Raw genomic sequence first — 15350 nt, forward strand, 5'->3', positions numbered from 1 at the left:
CTTGTCCCGCGAGCGCAAAGATCGACTTGTGCACTATTTCATTCGTAATAATAGGAATGTCTGCCGCCATTTTGAGGCTCGCCTTGCCCCAAATTCGCTGCTGTATGCCTGAAACCTGTTACACCATACATCTCCGCCGCAAGAGACGCATGATGGCCGGCCCCCTAACCTCTCGCCCGAGAGGATGGACCGGAGTACAACTCCTATAACGCTATCTTCAAATACCCCGCACTGCAACGCAACAGGCGGAACGAATCTTCTTATAAAGAATATCCCGTTCCGCCCGAATGCGCAACTGACCGGTTGTTACTTAATCTCGACGGTCGCAACACCCTCGAACTTCTTCGCGATGGCAGCTGCATCATCCTTCGAAATATTCTCCTTCAGAGGCTTGGGAGCGCCGTCAACCAGATCCTTGGCTTCCTTCAGGCCAAGAGCGGTGACTTCGCGTACAGCCTTGATGGTGTTGATCTTGTTCGCGCCGGCATCCTTCAGGATAACGGTGAACTCGGTCTTCTCCTCAGCAGGAGCAGCCGCCGCTGCACCGCCGCCCGCGGGGGCCGCTGCCACGGCCGCAGCCGCTGCCGAAACGCCAAGACGCTCTTCGAGCTTCTTCACCAGAGCCGATGCCTCAAGCAGGCTCAGGCTAACAATCTGATCTTCCAACTGCTGAATGTCCGCCATTTTTATCTCCAATACTTCTAAACTTTGTACCACCGATTACCTCTTCGAAAGAAGTTCCCCTCTTCCGATTGCCCGACCTTCTCCGGGTTTCCGACGCGCCCAGACCAGCGCACCTAAAGAAGACCGAACGAAACTTTGATCCGTCCGACTAGCCCTCTGCCGGCTCCGTCGTTGCCGCCTCGCCAGCCTGCGACGCCGTTGCGTTCTCCGGCTGCGCTGCGCCCGAAGGCTGCTCGCCGGCGCTCGCCTCTTCAGCGTGAGCCTCAGCCACCTCGGCTACGGGAGCCGCCGCAGCCGCAGGAGCCGATCCGGTGAACTTCTCCTTCTCGACACCCTGGTTGATCACCACCGCCAGATCGCGTCCGGTTGCGTTGATCACCGTTGCCAGCCGCTGGGCCGGAGCATTGATCAGGAACAGCAGCTTGGCAAAGATCTCTTCCTTGCCCGGCATCGTCGCCAGCTCGCCGATCTCCTGGACCGACAATACCTTGCCGTCCACGATCGCAAGCTTGAAGGTGAACTCCGAGTTATCCTTCACCCAGGTCGACAGCGCCTTTGCCAGCGCAACCGGGTCACCCGAGGTATATGCAACCGAGCTGACACCCTTCAGGCCCCGCAGAGCCTCTTCGACCTTGGTTCCCTCGGCCGAACGTGCCGCCAGCTTGTTCTTGACAACGTGATAGCTTCCACCCGCTGCGCGGACCGCCTTGCGAAGCTCGAAATCTTTCCCCGCGGTCAATCCGGTAAACGTACCGATAATGGCCGAGGTCGAGGTCTCCAGCTCTGCCGCGAGCTTCTTTACCTTATCCGACTTCTGTGATCTGGACAGTGCCATAAAATCCTAGCCTTCACTGCCGGCCCTCAAGACCGGCTGAAATTTATCCGTCGCACCTGTGGCGACAAAAACTGTGCAACCGAACCCGGCGTCTACGCCTTGCCGGCAGCCTCTGCCGCCGAGTAGTCCAGCTGAATTCCGGGACCCATCGTCGAGCTCAGCGTTACGCCCTTGATGTACTTGCCCTTTGCAGCCGAAGGCTTCGCCTTCACGACGCTCGTGATGACGGTCGTCGCATTGTCGATCAGCTTCTGCGGATCGAACGAGAGCTTGCCCACAGGAACGTGGACCAGGGCGGTCTTGTCGGTGCGGAACTCAACCTTACCGGCCTTGATCTCCTTGACCGCCGAAGCCACATCCGTGGTCACGGTTCCGGTCTTCGGGTTGGGCATCAGGCCCTTGGGACCGAGCACCTTACCCAGGCGTCCGACCGACTTCATCATGTCGGGGGTCGCGATCAGGGCGTCGAAGTCCGTCCAGCCTTCCTTCTGAATCTTCTCAACCAGCTCTTCGCCACCGAAGAACTCAGCGCCCGCCGCCTCAGCGTCGCGAACTTTGTCGCCCGAAGCGATTACGGCCACGACCTTGGTCTTACCCAGGCCGTGCGGCAGAACGACGGTGCCACGAACCATCTGATCGGCATGCCGGGGATCCACACCCAGCCGCATCGTCAGGTCAACCGTCTCATCAAACTTTGCGTATTTTGCCTTCTGGAGAAGCGGAACAGCGTCCGCCAAAACGTAAGGACGGGGCTCAACGAGCGCGCGCGCCTTCGCCAGATTCTTGGAGATCTTCCTAGCCATCTTCCCTCATCTCCCACCCCTCTCGGAAACAAATCTCCGGGGCGTGGTCATCGACTGGTCTCAACGGGGAGTTGAGACGTTCCTTTCAGTATGCCTTAAAACCGGAGGCGAAGCAACATTTTTGGGTCCAACGGCCACATTAAGTCCGAGATGCCGACATATGTGACTAATCGGCTGATTTGATTTCCCGAATGATGTCAAAACGATTTTCCATGGCTCACACGCAGGTCTATGCCTCGAAGAATTCCTCGGCAACACTCTTAATGGCGAGTGTTTCTTCGATGCGGCAACCGATATTCTGGCGGATCATTAACTCCGCGAGTTGATCGCCATCGATCAGAACTATGCGCTTGCTCAAAAAGTCGGCAGTCTCTCTGGCGGATTGAGAAAAGCTCGAAGTTGTTACGAAGAGACCCTTGTTTGCTTTGTGACGGTCAAGACTGCCGAAGAAGTCACGGATTGCGCCGGAACCGATGTTGTTCCCAGCGGCGTACCGTTTGGCTTGGATGTATACGCGATCTAAGCCCAGAATGTCCTGATCGACCACACCATCCACGCCATCATCACCGGCGCGTCCGAGCGTACGACCTGCCTTATCGGCGCTCGTACCGCCGTACCCCATACTGAGGAGCAGGTTTACTATGAGGCGCTCGAAGAAATCAGGTGGTGCGCTACGAACCCGAGCCAAAAGATCTTGCGCAAGTGCTGTTTCAATTTGTCGGTGTGCCGCACGCATGATTTCATCTGGCGTTTCCTTCTGATCAGACAGACCACTCGAGACTTGAGGTTGAGAGACTGTTTCATCGGTCTCGTCAGTTCGACGCCGGAATTCTCGAAATTCCTCGAATTGATTCAGAAAGCGATTATCTATGGCGCTGGGGTTGGAGGCCAGGATCTCCTGCCCACGGGAGGTGATCTTGAAATGGCCTCTCTTCGTGAGCTCAACGAGTCCTGCCTTGCTGAGATAAGACTTGGCCCAATGAACGCGGTTGCTAAAGATCGATTGCTTGCCTGACGGCAACAATGCTGACCTATCCTCGGAACTCAGGGCCAACTCATCCGCGAGTGATTCAACAACTGCTCCGATACGTACTTCTCCTTGAGCTGCCTCCCTGAGAACAGGGAGCATAAGGAATTGGTAATCAGGAATTGCCATCGTCCAGTTGCTCAATGAGTATGGGATCGTTTGATTGTAACGCTCCCAGCACAACCACCGCGTCTCACAAAGAGCAAGTACCGGTAAACTGGATACTTCCCCGATCTTAATGCTGGGCAAATCTAATCCTGCTGTTCAAAATTCCCGCTTGACGCCGTCATCCTGCCGCCCTATCCTCGTGTCAGTAAGGCGAACAAATGGCGAAAATACTCCAACCCGCCGAATCGCTCTTCCCCATCCTCAATCAGGATGCAGCCCAGCCCTCCCCACGCCCCGCCACCGGCCTCGCCCGCATGGCCTTCGAATCCACCCACGCCGACGACGGACACCTTATCGAATTCCGCACCCTAAAGGTTCGCAGCATCCTCAACCGCTCCATCTCCAAACGCATGAGCTGGATTGCCTGGAGCATCAACCCCTACCGCGGATGCGAGTTCGCCTGCCGCTACTGCTACGCCCGCTACACCCACGAGTTCATGGCTCCGCGCCCGGACCAGCCGCCGCAGCCCGGCCAGCCCGACTTCCGCGACCCCAACACCTTCGAGCGCCTCATCTTCCTCAAGCAGAACGCCGCCTGGCTGCTCGAGCAGGAGCTGCGCCGCCACCATCCCCACGACCAGATCGCCATCGGAACCGCCACCGATCCCTGGCAGCCCATCGAACGCCGCGCCCGCATCACCCGCAGCCTGCTGGAGGTCTTCGCCCGCCACTCCGGCTACAGCATCGGCATCGTCACCAAGTCCCGCCTCATCCTGCGTGACACTGACCTTTTGCAGGAGATCAATCGCCGCAACCGCCTCACCGTCCACATCACCATCACCACACCCGACGCTGCCCTTGCACGGCTGCTCGAGCCCCGCGCTCCCCGTCCCGACCTCCGCCTCGATACGGTCCGCCGCCTCCGTCAGGCCGGAATCACCACCGGCATCCTCTGCTCGCCCCTGCTGCCGGGAATCACCGACACCGAGGAAGCCATCGACCGCATGGCCCAATACGCCGCCCAGGCCAACGCCAGCTTCTTCGCCGCCAACCCGCTCTTCCTCAAGCCGTGCTCCCGTCCTACTTACCTGAGCTTCGTTCGGGAGCACTTCCCTCACCTCGTCGCCGACTATCACCGCCGCTTCGACCACGCCGACTTTGCCGCGAAGTCCTATGCCCAGCACCTCAGCCGTCTCGTCCAGCAGGCACGCGAACGTCACGGCCTCAACCGCCGTTTTTTCGACGGCCAGGAATCTGACATCCGGATCGCAGTCGATTTCAACCGGCCTGCCGATCCTCGCCCGCCCGATCCAGAACGCTCATCCACGCGCAAGCCACCCGTCACCGCACCGCAACAGCAACGTCTCTTTGCCTGAGCCACTCACCCTATGGGAGAACAAGAATGCAACGACAGTGGATTGCACGCCTCACCTCTTCCACCCTCACCCGAAGAACCCGTCGACGATCCATCCTCTGCCACAGGCTGGAGAAGACGCCTGTGCACACCGTCCGGCAGCGGAACCACCGCAAGTCTCCACGGCCCTGCCGCTGCCCTCTGCTGCTAAACAAAAACTGTGTTGCAGCGCCCAATGAATTCAGCACCTGAGACATTCGGCGTTACCTGAACCGCAGTCCATCCTCAACACGCAGAAGCCCCTCAGTTCCACCGCACCATCATTCCGCGCTCATCGCCTTCGCCGTGCTCCATGGCAATCTCCGCATCCATGCGCGAAACGATGCTCTCGAACCGCTCTCCCCACTCCACCAGCACCAGAGCATCCGGCTCCGCGATCATCTCTTCGAGACCCAGCGTTGCCAGCTCCCTTTCCGTCTCCAGCCGGTAAAGGTCCAGGTGATAGATCCTCACCTTCGATCCCACATATTCATGCACCAGCGTAAAGGTGGGACTGGTAACGTCTTCTTCCACCGCCGCGCCCAGAGAGGCTGCAATTCCCTTCACCAACGTCGTCTTCCCTGCACCGACTTCGCCTCGCAAAACCACCAGCTTCGGAGCAGGCAGCAGAATCTCCCCAATTCTCTCTCCGAGGGCCAGCGTGCCCGCTACGCTCCGTGAACGAAACCTCTTCTCCCGCGAAAATTCTTTAGCCAATCTTCACCTTTCTTCCTTCAGCGTAGTCCGCAGATCCAGCTCAGCCCGTCTTCATCCTTCACACGATAGCGAAACGCATCTGAGAGATGCGCCACCGTGTCCGTCGCCAACACTGTATGCTCGTCCATCACACGCGCCGCAAAATCCGCCGCCAGCCCATGCAGGTAGACCGCTGCCTCCACCGCATGCGCAACATCCTCGGGAAACTGCGCCAGCATCGCAGCCACGATGCCGGTCAGGATATCGCCGCTGCCTCCCTTCGCCATCGCCGGATTCCCCGTCGTGTTTACTGCGATCCTTCCGTCCGGATGCGCTACCAGCGTCCGCCATCCCTTCAGTACCAGCGTCAGCCTGTGCTCCGTGGCAAACTTTCGTGCCAATCCGATGCGGTCCGCCTCGGCCTCCCTCACCGTCAATCCCGCCAGGCGAGCCATCTCGCCGGGGTGCGGAGTCAGCACCAGCGTTCGGCCTTCCCCATTCAACAGCTCGACCTGGCTATCAAAGGCATTCAGTCCATCCGCATCGATGACCATCGGGACCGTCGTCCTGGCCAACAATTCTCTTGCGACTTTGCCCGCATCTCCCCGTTGCGAAAGCCCCGGCCCCACCGCAAGCACGGTCATCCGCTTCATCAGCTCTTCCAGACGTTCGCCCTCTACATTCGAAAGCGCGACCGCGCCCTCTGGGCTTTCTTCCAGCGGTCTCACCATCAGCTCCGGAGTCACGCCAGCGACCACGTCCACGATGGACCTCGGAACTGCCGCCGTCACCAGTCCGGCCCCAGTCCGAAGCGCAGCGAGTGACGCCATGCCCGGCGCGCCCGCGGTTCCATAGCTTCCTCCCACAACCAGCACATGACCGAATTTGCCCTTGTTCGAGTTTGCCGGGCGCGGCTTCTCCGCAATTGACTTCGAGCCTCCCGTCCACCTCAGCCCATCGCCCGCCGGGATAGCCTCCTTCGGCGACCCGATATCGGCCACTACCACCGGGCCTGCGGTCATGTATCCAAAGACATGAGCCAGCTTGGGAGCCGTAAACGTCACGACGCCATCTGCGCGGAACGCTCCGTTCACAGATTGCTCCACCGAGTCGGCATCCCACCCGCTCGGAAGATCGACCGCAATCACTGGAGTCGACAACTCATTCAGTATGTCCTGCGCACTCGCAGCCAGCCCTCGCAACGGAGGCCGGAATCCCGTTCCCACCACTGCGTCCAGTACCAGGTCCGCGGGCTGGCCATTCGTCTTCAAAACACCCGTATCCTGGAGCGCCAGCTTCAGCCCTGCCGCGTCCTCGACCTCATGTACCGGAACGCCCGTCTCCTGCCTCAATCTCGCCAAGGCCTCTGCAGCCTGCCCCTTAACCTCATCCACACGGCCGAGGATGATTACGTCAACCGTCACGCCCTCTGCAGCCAGCGCTCTCGCGGCGACCATGCCATCGCCGCCGTTGTTCCCCTTCCCGCAGAGAGCGACCACCCGCCGCGCCTGGGGATAGTGCCTCCTGGCGAAGTTTGCCACAGCTCCACCGGCCGCCTCCATCAGGGCGCCAAAGGCAACTCCGAACTCGACGACCGTACGGCGATCGGTCTCTCCCATCTCGGCGGCTGTAAGAACTCTCATCTCACCCTTCTATCCCATCGCGCCTTCTCAGGCAAAACAAGAGCCCTGCATCTGCAGGGCTCTTGAAGAGTCTTCCCAAAATTCGTGCTTACTCGGTTCCCAGAACTCCCGAGGCCTGCTGGGTCTTCGGAGTGAAGTAACTCTTCTCCCATAGCGCACGGTAGAGCTGGCCTGTAAGTTCTGCTGCTTTCGGGCCGAAGGTCGGGCGTCCACCTTCCAGAAAGAAGACCGTGACCAGCCGTCCCCTGGGAGTATCTGCATACGAACCGAACCAGCCAAACCGTGTCCCGTTGTTCGAGCAGGTTCCCGTCTTGCCCATCACGGGAAACTCACTGAAATTCGTTCTCAGCGAACGAGCCGTTCCATATCTCACTGCACCTTCCATCCCGTCGACGATCTCCGGAATCAGCGGTGCGATGTTCAACTGACGCTTCACCCTCGGTTGAAAGCTGGCAATATCGATCGCGCTCTCGGGATGCTGCAGGTAATAGAGCGTTCCGCCGTTGGCGATCGCAGAGACCAGCGCTCCCAGCTGTAGCGGCGTCATCGAGATACTCTCGCCAAACGAGCACATCCTTCCTACGCCGCCCCGCTTTGCCGGAAGCACCTCGTCCGGATAGACGCCAAGCTGCTCGCCCTGGATGTGGTAGCCGGCCAGTTCGCCCAGGCCAAACTCGTTGGCGTAGTGCTTTACTCGTTCAAAGCCCAGCGAACGTCCCAGCGTCTCAAAATACGCATTGTTGGAGTGCGCCAGCGCGTCGGTCATCGTCATGCGATAGTGGCCACCGAGGTTCACCGGCGTGTCCTTCTTGACGATTCCCTCCTCAAGAGCGGCCAGGGCAACGCTCAACTTGATCGTCGAGCAGGGTTCGGCTCCGCGTGAGAGAGCCAGCTTCTGGTTCACCATCGCCAGAATTCTGCCATTCGACGGATCGATGACCAGCGCCGTGCCATTCATGTTGCCAAGCGCCTCAATGGCCGCCGCACGAACAACCGGATCCTCTCCGTCGGTAACGTCTCCCAGAGTCAGGTTGTCGGCATAGGAGCTGGCCGAGAAGTGCTCATAATGCCGGCTCCGCCGAACGGCCAGCCGGGTTTTGGCTCCGCGACGACGCCGCGAAGATTTTGCGGAAGCCTTTGTTGTTCTCTTGGCTTTTGAACTCGTCTTCGCCGCGACTCTCGTCTTTGCGACCGAGCTACGAGAAGTTCCAGATGAATGATGTTTTGCACTGCCCGATGAGGTCAGCGCCACCGTATCCGGTCCCCAACCCAGCATCATGCCCACAAGAACCACGCCGACGACCCTGAACCACCTAGACACCCATGTGCTCCTTCTACGTCTAAACCTATCGTTGCAATCGAGTTGCCATCCACGGCAGCAAAATCTCAGAACATCCTAACGACATTCCGCCCACTTCCCTATGCTACTTCCATGCTACGCGCCTCGACCCGCAATTCGCCGCCGGTTTTAGTTCCCACGCCGCAGAAATGCCGGAATATCAAGCTCATCCGGCTCCGAGGGGTCCGGCTGAATCACCGTCGCCGCAGCAAAGGGAGATCGCACGCCCGCATCCACGCCGGGATTGGAAGACGGAGGATTGTCCTGCGCAACCGCGAACGTCGTGCCATGGATACCCGCCTCGACCCGTACGGGCTGCTCTATTCCAGGAGAGGCCACTGTCCGCTGCGGAGAAGTACGGAAAAAATCATCGTCAAAGACCGACGCGGGAACAGGAACCAGCTCTGGATTCGCCGCCACTGCCGGATGATCTGCCGCCCCATCCCGACGTGACTCCATCTGCGGTTCCGCAACGCGCTGTTGAGGAGCTGCCACCGCCGGCTCCGTCCGTTCCATCTCTTCGCTCAGAAAACGCGGCGTCGTCGGACGCGAAACCGGGATTCGCGGCTCAACCGGCATCTCATAGCGCACGGTCGGCAGGGTCGCCTCGGCCAGCATACGCTCGCGCCGCGCCGGCATCTCCTGCTGTTTGAAACCGGTAGCGATCACCGTAATCTTTACGTCGTCGCCCATCGTCTCATCCTGCACCGCGCCGAAGATGATGTTCGCATCTTCATGCGCCGCGTTCTGAATGATCGTCGAGGCTTCGTTCACCTCGTTCAGCTTCAGGCTGCTCGAGCCCGTGATGTTAATTAGGATGCCTTTCGCGCCGTCGATGGCGCCCGACTCCAGCAGAGGCGAAGCCATGGCTGCCATCGCGGCCTCCACTGCGCGGTTCTCTCCGGAGCGCACCGCGGTTCCCATCACCGCATAGCCCATCCCCGCCATCGTCGTCTTCACGTCGGCAAAGTCGCGGTTGATCACACCGGGAATCGTAATAATGTCTGAGATACCCTGAACACCCTGCCGCAGAACGTCGTCGGCGATCCGGAAGCTCTCGAAGAAGCCCGCATCCTTGGCCACAGCCAGCAGCTTCTCGTTCGGGATCACGATGACGGTATCCACCGACTCCAGTAGCTCCTGCATACCGCGCTCGGCCTGCATCATGCGCCGCTTGCCTTCAAAGCCGAAGGGCCGCGTCACGACGGCGACCGTCAGGGCCCCCATCTCGCTTGCCAGCGAGGCGATCACCGGGGCCGCACCCGTGCCCGTGCCTCCGCCCAGACCGGCAGTGACAAACACCATGTCCGCGCCCTCAAGCGCCTCGATAATCTTGTCCGAATCTTCCAGCGCCGCGCGCCGCCCCACATCAGGATTCGCGCCCGCGCCCAGCCCGCTCGTCAGCTTGACACCAAGCTGCAGCTTGACCGGAGCCTGCGACGTCATCAGGGCCTGCACATCCGTGTTGGCCGCGATAAACTCAACGCCCTCCACCTTGGCCGCAATCATGCGGTTCACGGCGTTGTTTCCACCGCCACCCACGCCGATGACCTTGATCCTGGCGCCGCGGGGGACTTCGTCGTGGTAGTGGATGCGGATATCGTCCTCAGGCAGATTCGACATTGATGCAGTGCTCCTTCGTTACCCCAATTCTCCCACCATCTCCGCGAGCAAAACATCCACGTTTTCCACCAGCACGTACCAAGGGTGGTTCAACCCAGGTGCAGCGCAGAGACTCCCTAGAAGCTTCCCGCAAAGATCGACTTCAGCTTCGACCGCAGACCCTGCTCTTCGCTCGCTCTCCGCACCTGCGTGCGGTGGGTGTACAGCAACATACCGATCATCGTTGCATACTCCGGCCGCACCAGTTCATCCGGCATCTTCGACAACGGAACCGGGTAGCCGATCCGCGCCGGTACCCGTAGCAGGCTCTCGGCGTTATCCAGCAGCCCGGCCATCAGCGCTCCGCCTCCGGTGACCACGCAGCCGGCCCCCAGAGCCTCCAGCACGCCTCCCTGCCTCAGGTTGTCGCGCATCATCGTGAAGAGCTCGCGCGCGCGCGGCTCCAGGATCTCAGCCAGAAATCTCTGTCGTACCAGGCGCGCAGGCTGACCTCCAGAGATCGCAAGATCGCCCCCTACCTCAATCTCGCTCGACTGCGGCACGGCAGTCACGATGCAGTGGCCGTAGGTCTTCTTCAGATGCTCGGCCTCCTCCACCGTCACGTGCAATCCCACCGCGAGGTCGTTGGTAAAGTGGTCGCCGCCGATGGGCAGCACCGCCGTATGGGCCACGGAGCCTTCAAAGAACACTGCCAGCTCCGTCGTGCTCGATCCGATGTCAGCGATGCATACTCCCAGTTCGCGCTCATCGGCCGACAGGACCGCCTCCGCCGAAGCGATACCCTCATAGACCGTGTCCAGCACTTCCAGGCCTGCACGATTGGCACATGTGATCACGCTCTGGGCTACACCACCCGAGCAGGTAGAAAGATGAAGGTTGACCTCGAGCTTGTTCCCCACCATCCCAATCGGGTCGTGAATCCCCTGCTGGTCGTCCAGAATAAACTCCTGGGGGAGCAGGTGCAGCACCTCGCGGTCAGCAGGCAGCGCCACGCTGCGCGCGCGGTCCACCGCCGCCCTCACCTCTTCGCGCGTAATCTCGCGCATCCGGCTTCCCAGGCTGATGCCGCCGCGCGAGTTCATCCCGCGCACATGCGTTCCGCCAATCCCAACGACCGCCGTCTCAATCGCCGCCTTGGCCGAGCGCTCAGCCATCAGCGCGGACCGGTTGATGGCCTCCGCCGCTGGCCCCAGCTCTGCAATCAGGCCCTTGCGCATTCCTTTCGACGGCTCGACGCCGTGGCCGCGATAACGCAGGACTCCATCGTGAAGCTCGGCCACCAGCACACAGCTCTTCGAGCTGCCGGCGTCCAGCACCGTGATCAGATTCTCAATCTTCTGGTTCTTCATGGATGAACCACCTGAGGATCATACGTCAGCTGCGCGCTCGATCCCTCTGCCAATTCTGTTTCCGCGGCGGGGCGAACCCAGAAGGATTCCCCTTCTGCCTTCGCGGTCGAAACGGTCGAAATCGAAGGCTGCTCCACAGCACCCCGGCCCGAAGAGCTTTTCTTCTTCGGCTCGGCCTTTCGCCCCTTGCTCACCGGCTTCTTTGCAGATCCCGCCGTCGGCCTCGCGTGTCCTCGCGTCTGAGCCGTCGGCGCCACACTGGACTTCGGAGGATCCGTAGCGGCCTGCTGCTCATTGCTCACAGGAGCATCCGTACCCGGCTGCATCTCCAGGACCACCTGCCGGTCGTACCTCATGTCCACCGAGGCCAGGTGAGGATACTGGCTCCTCCACTCCTGCAGATGCTCTTCAAACTTCCTATAACGATCCAGAAAGCTGTCCTGCCCGAAGTGCACCTGCACCTCTCCGCCTTTATCCTGCACCATGGCCCGGACATCCTCAGGGTTCGACAGATCCACCTCGCTCAGCTTCTCCGAGACCTTGTCTCCACCACCATCCAGATCGCCGGTAAACCGCGCATACAGCTTCATGCGCGCCGCGCGCAGCGAAAGCGGGTCCTTCGCATCGAGCCCGGTGACCACTGGAAACGAATAGTGCATCTTCGTTTGCGCATCGGCAGGCATATCCAGCAGGACTCCGTTCGCATCCACCAGACCGATGTGATTTCCCTGTCGTACAAAGGCCACCGGAGTCCGCTCCGTGACCGCCACCCGGATATGGTTCGGGAGCAGCCGCATCACCGTAGCGCGCTCCACCCACGGCAACTCCTCGAGCTCCGCCTTGCGCGTGGCCAGCGGTACGCGAAAGATATTCCGCTCGATATCCTCGCCAAACAGACTCAGCAGCTGGCCCCTGGCTACATGCAGGTTCCCCTCCGTCTCAATCGCCGAGGCCGAAGGAATCATGAAACGCTCATCATGCAGAATCGCGTTGCGAACCACCATCGCGCCGGCAACGCCAAGCCCGGCAAGCACCAGAAGCATCACCACGGCAACGATCTTTCCACGACGCGAACGTGGCATTCCACCACGCAGCTTTACGCGAACTCCTCCCTGCCGCCTCCGCGCCCGGAGACCGTCGTCCTCCAACTCGTCCTCATACTCTGTAAACTCGCGAGTCATCATCCTCTCAGGCGCAGGCTTTGCTACTCCCTGCAGGTCAACAGGGCCGCAGGAATCGCCATTCTGACTATATCCCGGCAAGTACTTCCGGCTGCCCGCCAACTTTGCCCCTTGTACCCTTTCAGGAACTCACCTCTGGTGTCACTCCCACGTTTCTGCTATGCCAGGCATCCTCTGGCATGTATCGACCTATTCTGACTTCGAGGTTTGCCTACCCGAAAGGAGTTGTCATTCCGACCGTAGTGCAGCGGAGTGGAGGAATCCGCTTTTCTACCGGAATGACTGTACCGCAATGGCAGAAGAGAAGCAGATCCCTCCACTTCGGCTTCGCCTTCGGTCGGGATGACACTTCTCCGTTGTTTCAAAGACCAATACGTCGATAAGCCTAGCGCGCCACAGCCTCCCGGGCGCCCAGCCTCTCCAGAATCGCCCCGGCAGCATGCGATACGTTCCCAGCACCCAGCGTCAGAATCACATCCCCTTCGCGTGACTTGCGCACCAAGGCCTCGATTCCCTCCTCGATAGAGGCCGCATACTCCACCGCTGGACGACCGATCGACTCGACCAGCCCTCGGGCCGTCACTCCAGCAATCGGCTCCTCGCTGGCGGCATAGATATCCAGCACCTCCACGCAATCCGCGTCGCCAAAGGACGCAATGAACTCGTTCATCAGGTCGCGCATGCGAGTATAGCGATGCGGCTGAAACAGGACCAGCACCCGGCCGTAACCGCACTCCCGCGCCGCCCTGAGCGTCGCCACGATCTCCGTCGGGTGGTGCCCGTAGTCGTCCACAACCGTCACACCCCGAACCGTTCCCTTCACCTGGAATCGCCGGTCGACTCCACGGAAGCCGTCGAGCCCCGCGATGATCTGTTCTGGAGCTACGCCCAGCTGCACCCCGATCGCGACCGCCGCCGCAGCATTCATCACATTGTGCCGCCCCGGTACATGCAGCGCGAAAGGCCCTAGCGCGACGCCGTCGTAGTTCACCTCAAAACGAGACAGGCCTGCTCCATTCTTCGCCAGCACGCGAACCCTGAAGTCTGCATCCGCACTCTCCCCGTAGGTGTACAGACGTCGTCTCACCCTTGGCAGAACAGCCCGCAGCAAAGGATTGTCTACACACGCAACCGACGCACCATAAAAGGGCACACGATCCATAAACTCCACAAACGCCGTCTCGACGTCCGCCATATCGCGGTAGCAATCCATGTGCTCGCGGTCCAGGTTCGTGACCACCGCCAGCACCGGCGACAGTTTCAGGAACGATCGGTCGCTCTCGTCCGCCTCAGCGACCAGATATTGTGAGTTCCCCAGCCGCGCATTCGATCCCAGCGCGTTCACTCGGCCTCCAACCACCACCGTGGGATCGAGCCCTCCCGCTGCCAGAACGGAAGCAATCATGCTCGTCGTCGTAGTCTTACCGTGCATACCGGCCACGGCGATCCCATACTTCAGCCGCATCAGCTCCGCCAGCATCTCTGCCCGCTGGATCACCGGAACCTTGTGCGATCGCGCCTCCAGCACCTCTGGATTCGTTGGGCTTACCGCCGAACTGGTGACCACGACGTCACTTCCGGCAGCATTGGCCGCGGCATGGCCCTCAAAAACCCTCGCGCCCATCCCCACCAGGCGCTCGGTCACAGCCGACCTCCGCAGGTCGCTCCCCGAAACGGTATACCCCATCGTCAGCAGAATCTCCGCGATCCCGCTCATCCCAATACCGCCGATTCCGATGAAGTGGATACGAAGAGAACGAGCGAAGAAAAGCGGTGCGGAAGGTGCGCTTGTAACCGGCATATCCCCACTCTACAGCAGCAGACGAAGGCACATTTGCTAGCTGCTCCGACGCAGGATCTGCGGTTCAACCTCCGCCAGCCTTGGCTCGAAAACGGGTGCCCCATCTTCGGCGCGGCTTTATCGCGCCTAAGGTGGGCCATTCGCGCGAAAGCGCGAACCCGTATGTGTCACAGCCGCACGAAGAAGACAGGGGAAGCTACGATTCTTCTCTCCACCCCAGCGCCCGCAGCACGAGGGTAGTCACAAAATCGATCTCCTCCTCCGAAGACCTTCCGTAATTCACAATCCTCCGCTCATTGATCCCCCGAACGATATCCATCAGGGCCCACGCCGACGCCTCCAGGTTGCGCCCTTCGATCTCGCCCCGCTCCGCTGCCGTGGAAAACATGACGGTCAGATAGTCCACCGTCTTTTTCTGCCAGTTCAGGCTTCTGCGACGGTTCGGCATCTCCCGGTTCAGGCTTGAGATCACGTGATAGAGCGCCTGTTTTTCCTTCCAGAAGCTGATCCTGACCGAAATGAACGCCCTTACCTTTCCGGCAAAATCCTGTTCCGCAGCGACATGCCGGTCCGTCAGCTCTGCCAGCTCCGCCAGCGCCTGTTCCACGGTCTCCTGGTAGATCTCGTCCTTCGACTCGAAGTAGACATAGACCGTCGCCTTGGCCAGCCCGGCCTCGGCCGCAATGTCGTCCACGCGCGTGCCTTCATACCCCTTGGCGCCAAAGACCTTGGTCGCCGCCTCCAGGATCTCCGACCGGCGGAACTCCGTCATCACCTGCCGTCTTCGTTCATCTGTCTTCTTCGCCATGGACAATTCTGAATCTCTCAGAGAGTGTAAAGCGTCTGGTATTTGAACTCATTAGTTCAA

Annotated in this window: 13 protein-coding genes; 1 reads left to right on the top strand and 12 read right to left on the bottom strand. The window is 60.3% G+C overall.

Annotation, left to right across the window (positions count from 1 at the left end):
* Window positions 1-306 precede the first annotated feature (306 nt).
* The 4 genes from rplL to GWR55_RS08715 form a co-directional block, all read right to left on the bottom strand.
* On the bottom strand, window positions 307-684 hold the full coding sequence (rplL, locus tag GWR55_RS08700) for a 50S ribosomal protein L7/L12 (protein WP_162401916.1): 378 nt from the start codon (window positions 682-684) through the stop codon (window positions 307-309).
* Between the two features lie 148 nt (window positions 685-832).
* A complete protein-coding gene (gene rplJ / locus GWR55_RS08705) occupies window positions 833-1519 on the bottom strand; it encodes a 50S ribosomal protein L10 (RefSeq protein ID WP_162401917.1) in 687 nt (228 codons plus the stop codon).
* A 92-nt stretch (window positions 1520-1611) separates the two neighbouring features.
* The gene (gene rplA / locus GWR55_RS08710; protein ID WP_370521432.1) at window positions 1612-2310 is read right to left on the bottom strand and encodes a 50S ribosomal protein L1; all 699 of its coding nucleotides are present in this window, start codon (window positions 2308-2310) and stop codon (window positions 1612-1614) included.
* Window positions 2311-2551: 241 nt separating this feature from the next.
* Window positions 2552-3478 (bottom strand): restriction endonuclease, encoded by a 927-nt coding sequence (locus tag GWR55_RS08715; RefSeq protein ID WP_162401919.1) that lies wholly within the window; start codon window positions 3476-3478, stop codon window positions 2552-2554.
* A gap of 197 nt (window positions 3479-3675) precedes the next feature.
* Between GWR55_RS08715 and GWR55_RS08720 the strand changes: the two genes are divergently transcribed.
* Entirely contained in the window at window positions 3676-4833 is a 1158-nt protein-coding gene (locus GWR55_RS08720) for a radical SAM protein (protein WP_162401920.1), read from the top strand.
* Between the two features lie 281 nt (window positions 4834-5114).
* Here the strand turns inward: GWR55_RS08720 and tsaE are convergent, their stop codons facing one another.
* The 8 genes from tsaE to GWR55_RS08760 all read right to left on the bottom strand — a co-directional run bounded on the left by tsaE (window position 5115) and on the right by GWR55_RS08760 (window position 15290).
* Window positions 5115-5567 carry a tRNA (adenosine(37)-N6)-threonylcarbamoyltransferase complex ATPase subunit type 1 TsaE gene (tsaE, locus tag GWR55_RS08725; protein WP_162401921.1) on the bottom strand — a complete coding sequence of 151 codons (453 nt, stop codon included), beginning with the start codon at window positions 5565-5567 and terminating at the stop codon, window positions 5115-5117.
* A 17-nt stretch (window positions 5568-5584) separates the two neighbouring features.
* Window positions 5585-7189 (bottom strand): NAD(P)H-hydrate dehydratase, encoded by a 1605-nt coding sequence (locus GWR55_RS08730; protein WP_162401922.1) that lies wholly within the window; start codon window positions 7187-7189, stop codon window positions 5585-5587.
* 88 nt (window positions 7190-7277) lie between these two features.
* Window positions 7278-8510, bottom strand: a complete 1233-nt coding sequence (locus tag GWR55_RS08735; RefSeq protein ID WP_238398730.1) for a penicillin-binding transpeptidase domain-containing protein — start codon at window positions 8508-8510, stop codon at window positions 7278-7280.
* Window positions 8511-8657: 147 nt separating this feature from the next.
* Complete coding sequence (gene ftsZ / locus GWR55_RS08740) at window positions 8658-10151, bottom strand: cell division protein FtsZ (protein ID WP_162401923.1); 1494 nt, start codon at window positions 10149-10151, stop codon at window positions 8658-8660.
* A 116-nt stretch (window positions 10152-10267) separates the two neighbouring features.
* Complete coding sequence (gene ftsA, locus GWR55_RS08745) at window positions 10268-11500, bottom strand: cell division protein FtsA (protein WP_162401924.1); 1233 nt, start codon at window positions 11498-11500, stop codon at window positions 10268-10270.
* Window positions 11497-12684 (bottom strand): cell division protein FtsQ/DivIB, encoded by a 1188-nt coding sequence (locus GWR55_RS08750; RefSeq protein WP_162401925.1) that lies wholly within the window; start codon window positions 12682-12684, stop codon window positions 11497-11499. The genes ftsA and GWR55_RS08750 overlap by 4 nt, the downstream gene beginning before the upstream one ends.
* A gap of 382 nt (window positions 12685-13066) precedes the next feature.
* Window positions 13067-14482, bottom strand: coding sequence for a UDP-N-acetylmuramate--L-alanine ligase (murC, locus tag GWR55_RS08755; RefSeq protein WP_162401926.1), 1416 nt, complete (start codon window positions 14480-14482; stop codon window positions 13067-13069).
* A gap of 196 nt (window positions 14483-14678) precedes the next feature.
* Window positions 14679-15290 (bottom strand): TetR/AcrR family transcriptional regulator, encoded by a 612-nt coding sequence (locus tag GWR55_RS08760; RefSeq protein WP_162401927.1) that lies wholly within the window; start codon window positions 15288-15290, stop codon window positions 14679-14681.
* Window positions 15291-15350 lie beyond the last annotated feature (60 nt).

It is taken from the genome of Edaphobacter sp. 12200R-103, assembly GCF_010093025.1.
In the GTDB taxonomy this organism is placed as follows: Bacteria; Acidobacteriota; Terriglobia; order Terriglobales; family Acidobacteriaceae; genus Edaphobacter.

Coding starts and splice junctions, on each gene's coding strand:
- GWR55_RS08720 (WP_162401920.1), top strand. CDS start 3,676: ATGGCGAAAATACTCCAACCCGCCGAATCGCTCTTCCCCATCCTCAAT.
- rplJ (WP_162401917.1), bottom strand. CDS start 1,519: ATGGCACTGTCCAGATCACAGAAGTCGGATAAGGTAAAGAAGCTCGCG.
- rplL (WP_162401916.1), bottom strand. CDS start 684: ATGGCGGACATTCAGCAGTTGGAAGATCAGATTGTTAGCCTGAGCCTG.
- ftsZ (WP_162401923.1), bottom strand. CDS start 10,151: ATGTCGAATCTGCCTGAGGACGATATCCGCATCCACTACCACGACGAA.
- GWR55_RS08750 (WP_162401925.1), bottom strand. CDS start 12,684: ATGATGACTCGCGAGTTTACAGAGTATGAGGACGAGTTGGAGGACGAC.
- ftsA (WP_162401924.1), bottom strand. CDS start 11,500: ATGAAGAACCAGAAGATTGAGAATCTGATCACGGTGCTGGACGCCGGC.
- GWR55_RS08760 (WP_162401927.1), bottom strand. CDS start 15,290: ATGGCGAAGAAGACAGATGAACGAAGACGGCAGGTGATGACGGAGTTC.
- murC (WP_162401926.1), bottom strand. CDS start 14,482: ATGCCGGTTACAAGCGCACCTTCCGCACCGCTTTTCTTCGCTCGTTCT.
- GWR55_RS08715 (WP_162401919.1), bottom strand. CDS start 3,478: ATGGCAATTCCTGATTACCAATTCCTTATGCTCCCTGTTCTCAGGGAG.
- GWR55_RS08730 (WP_162401922.1), bottom strand. CDS start 7,189: ATGAGAGTTCTTACAGCCGCCGAGATGGGAGAGACCGATCGCCGTACG.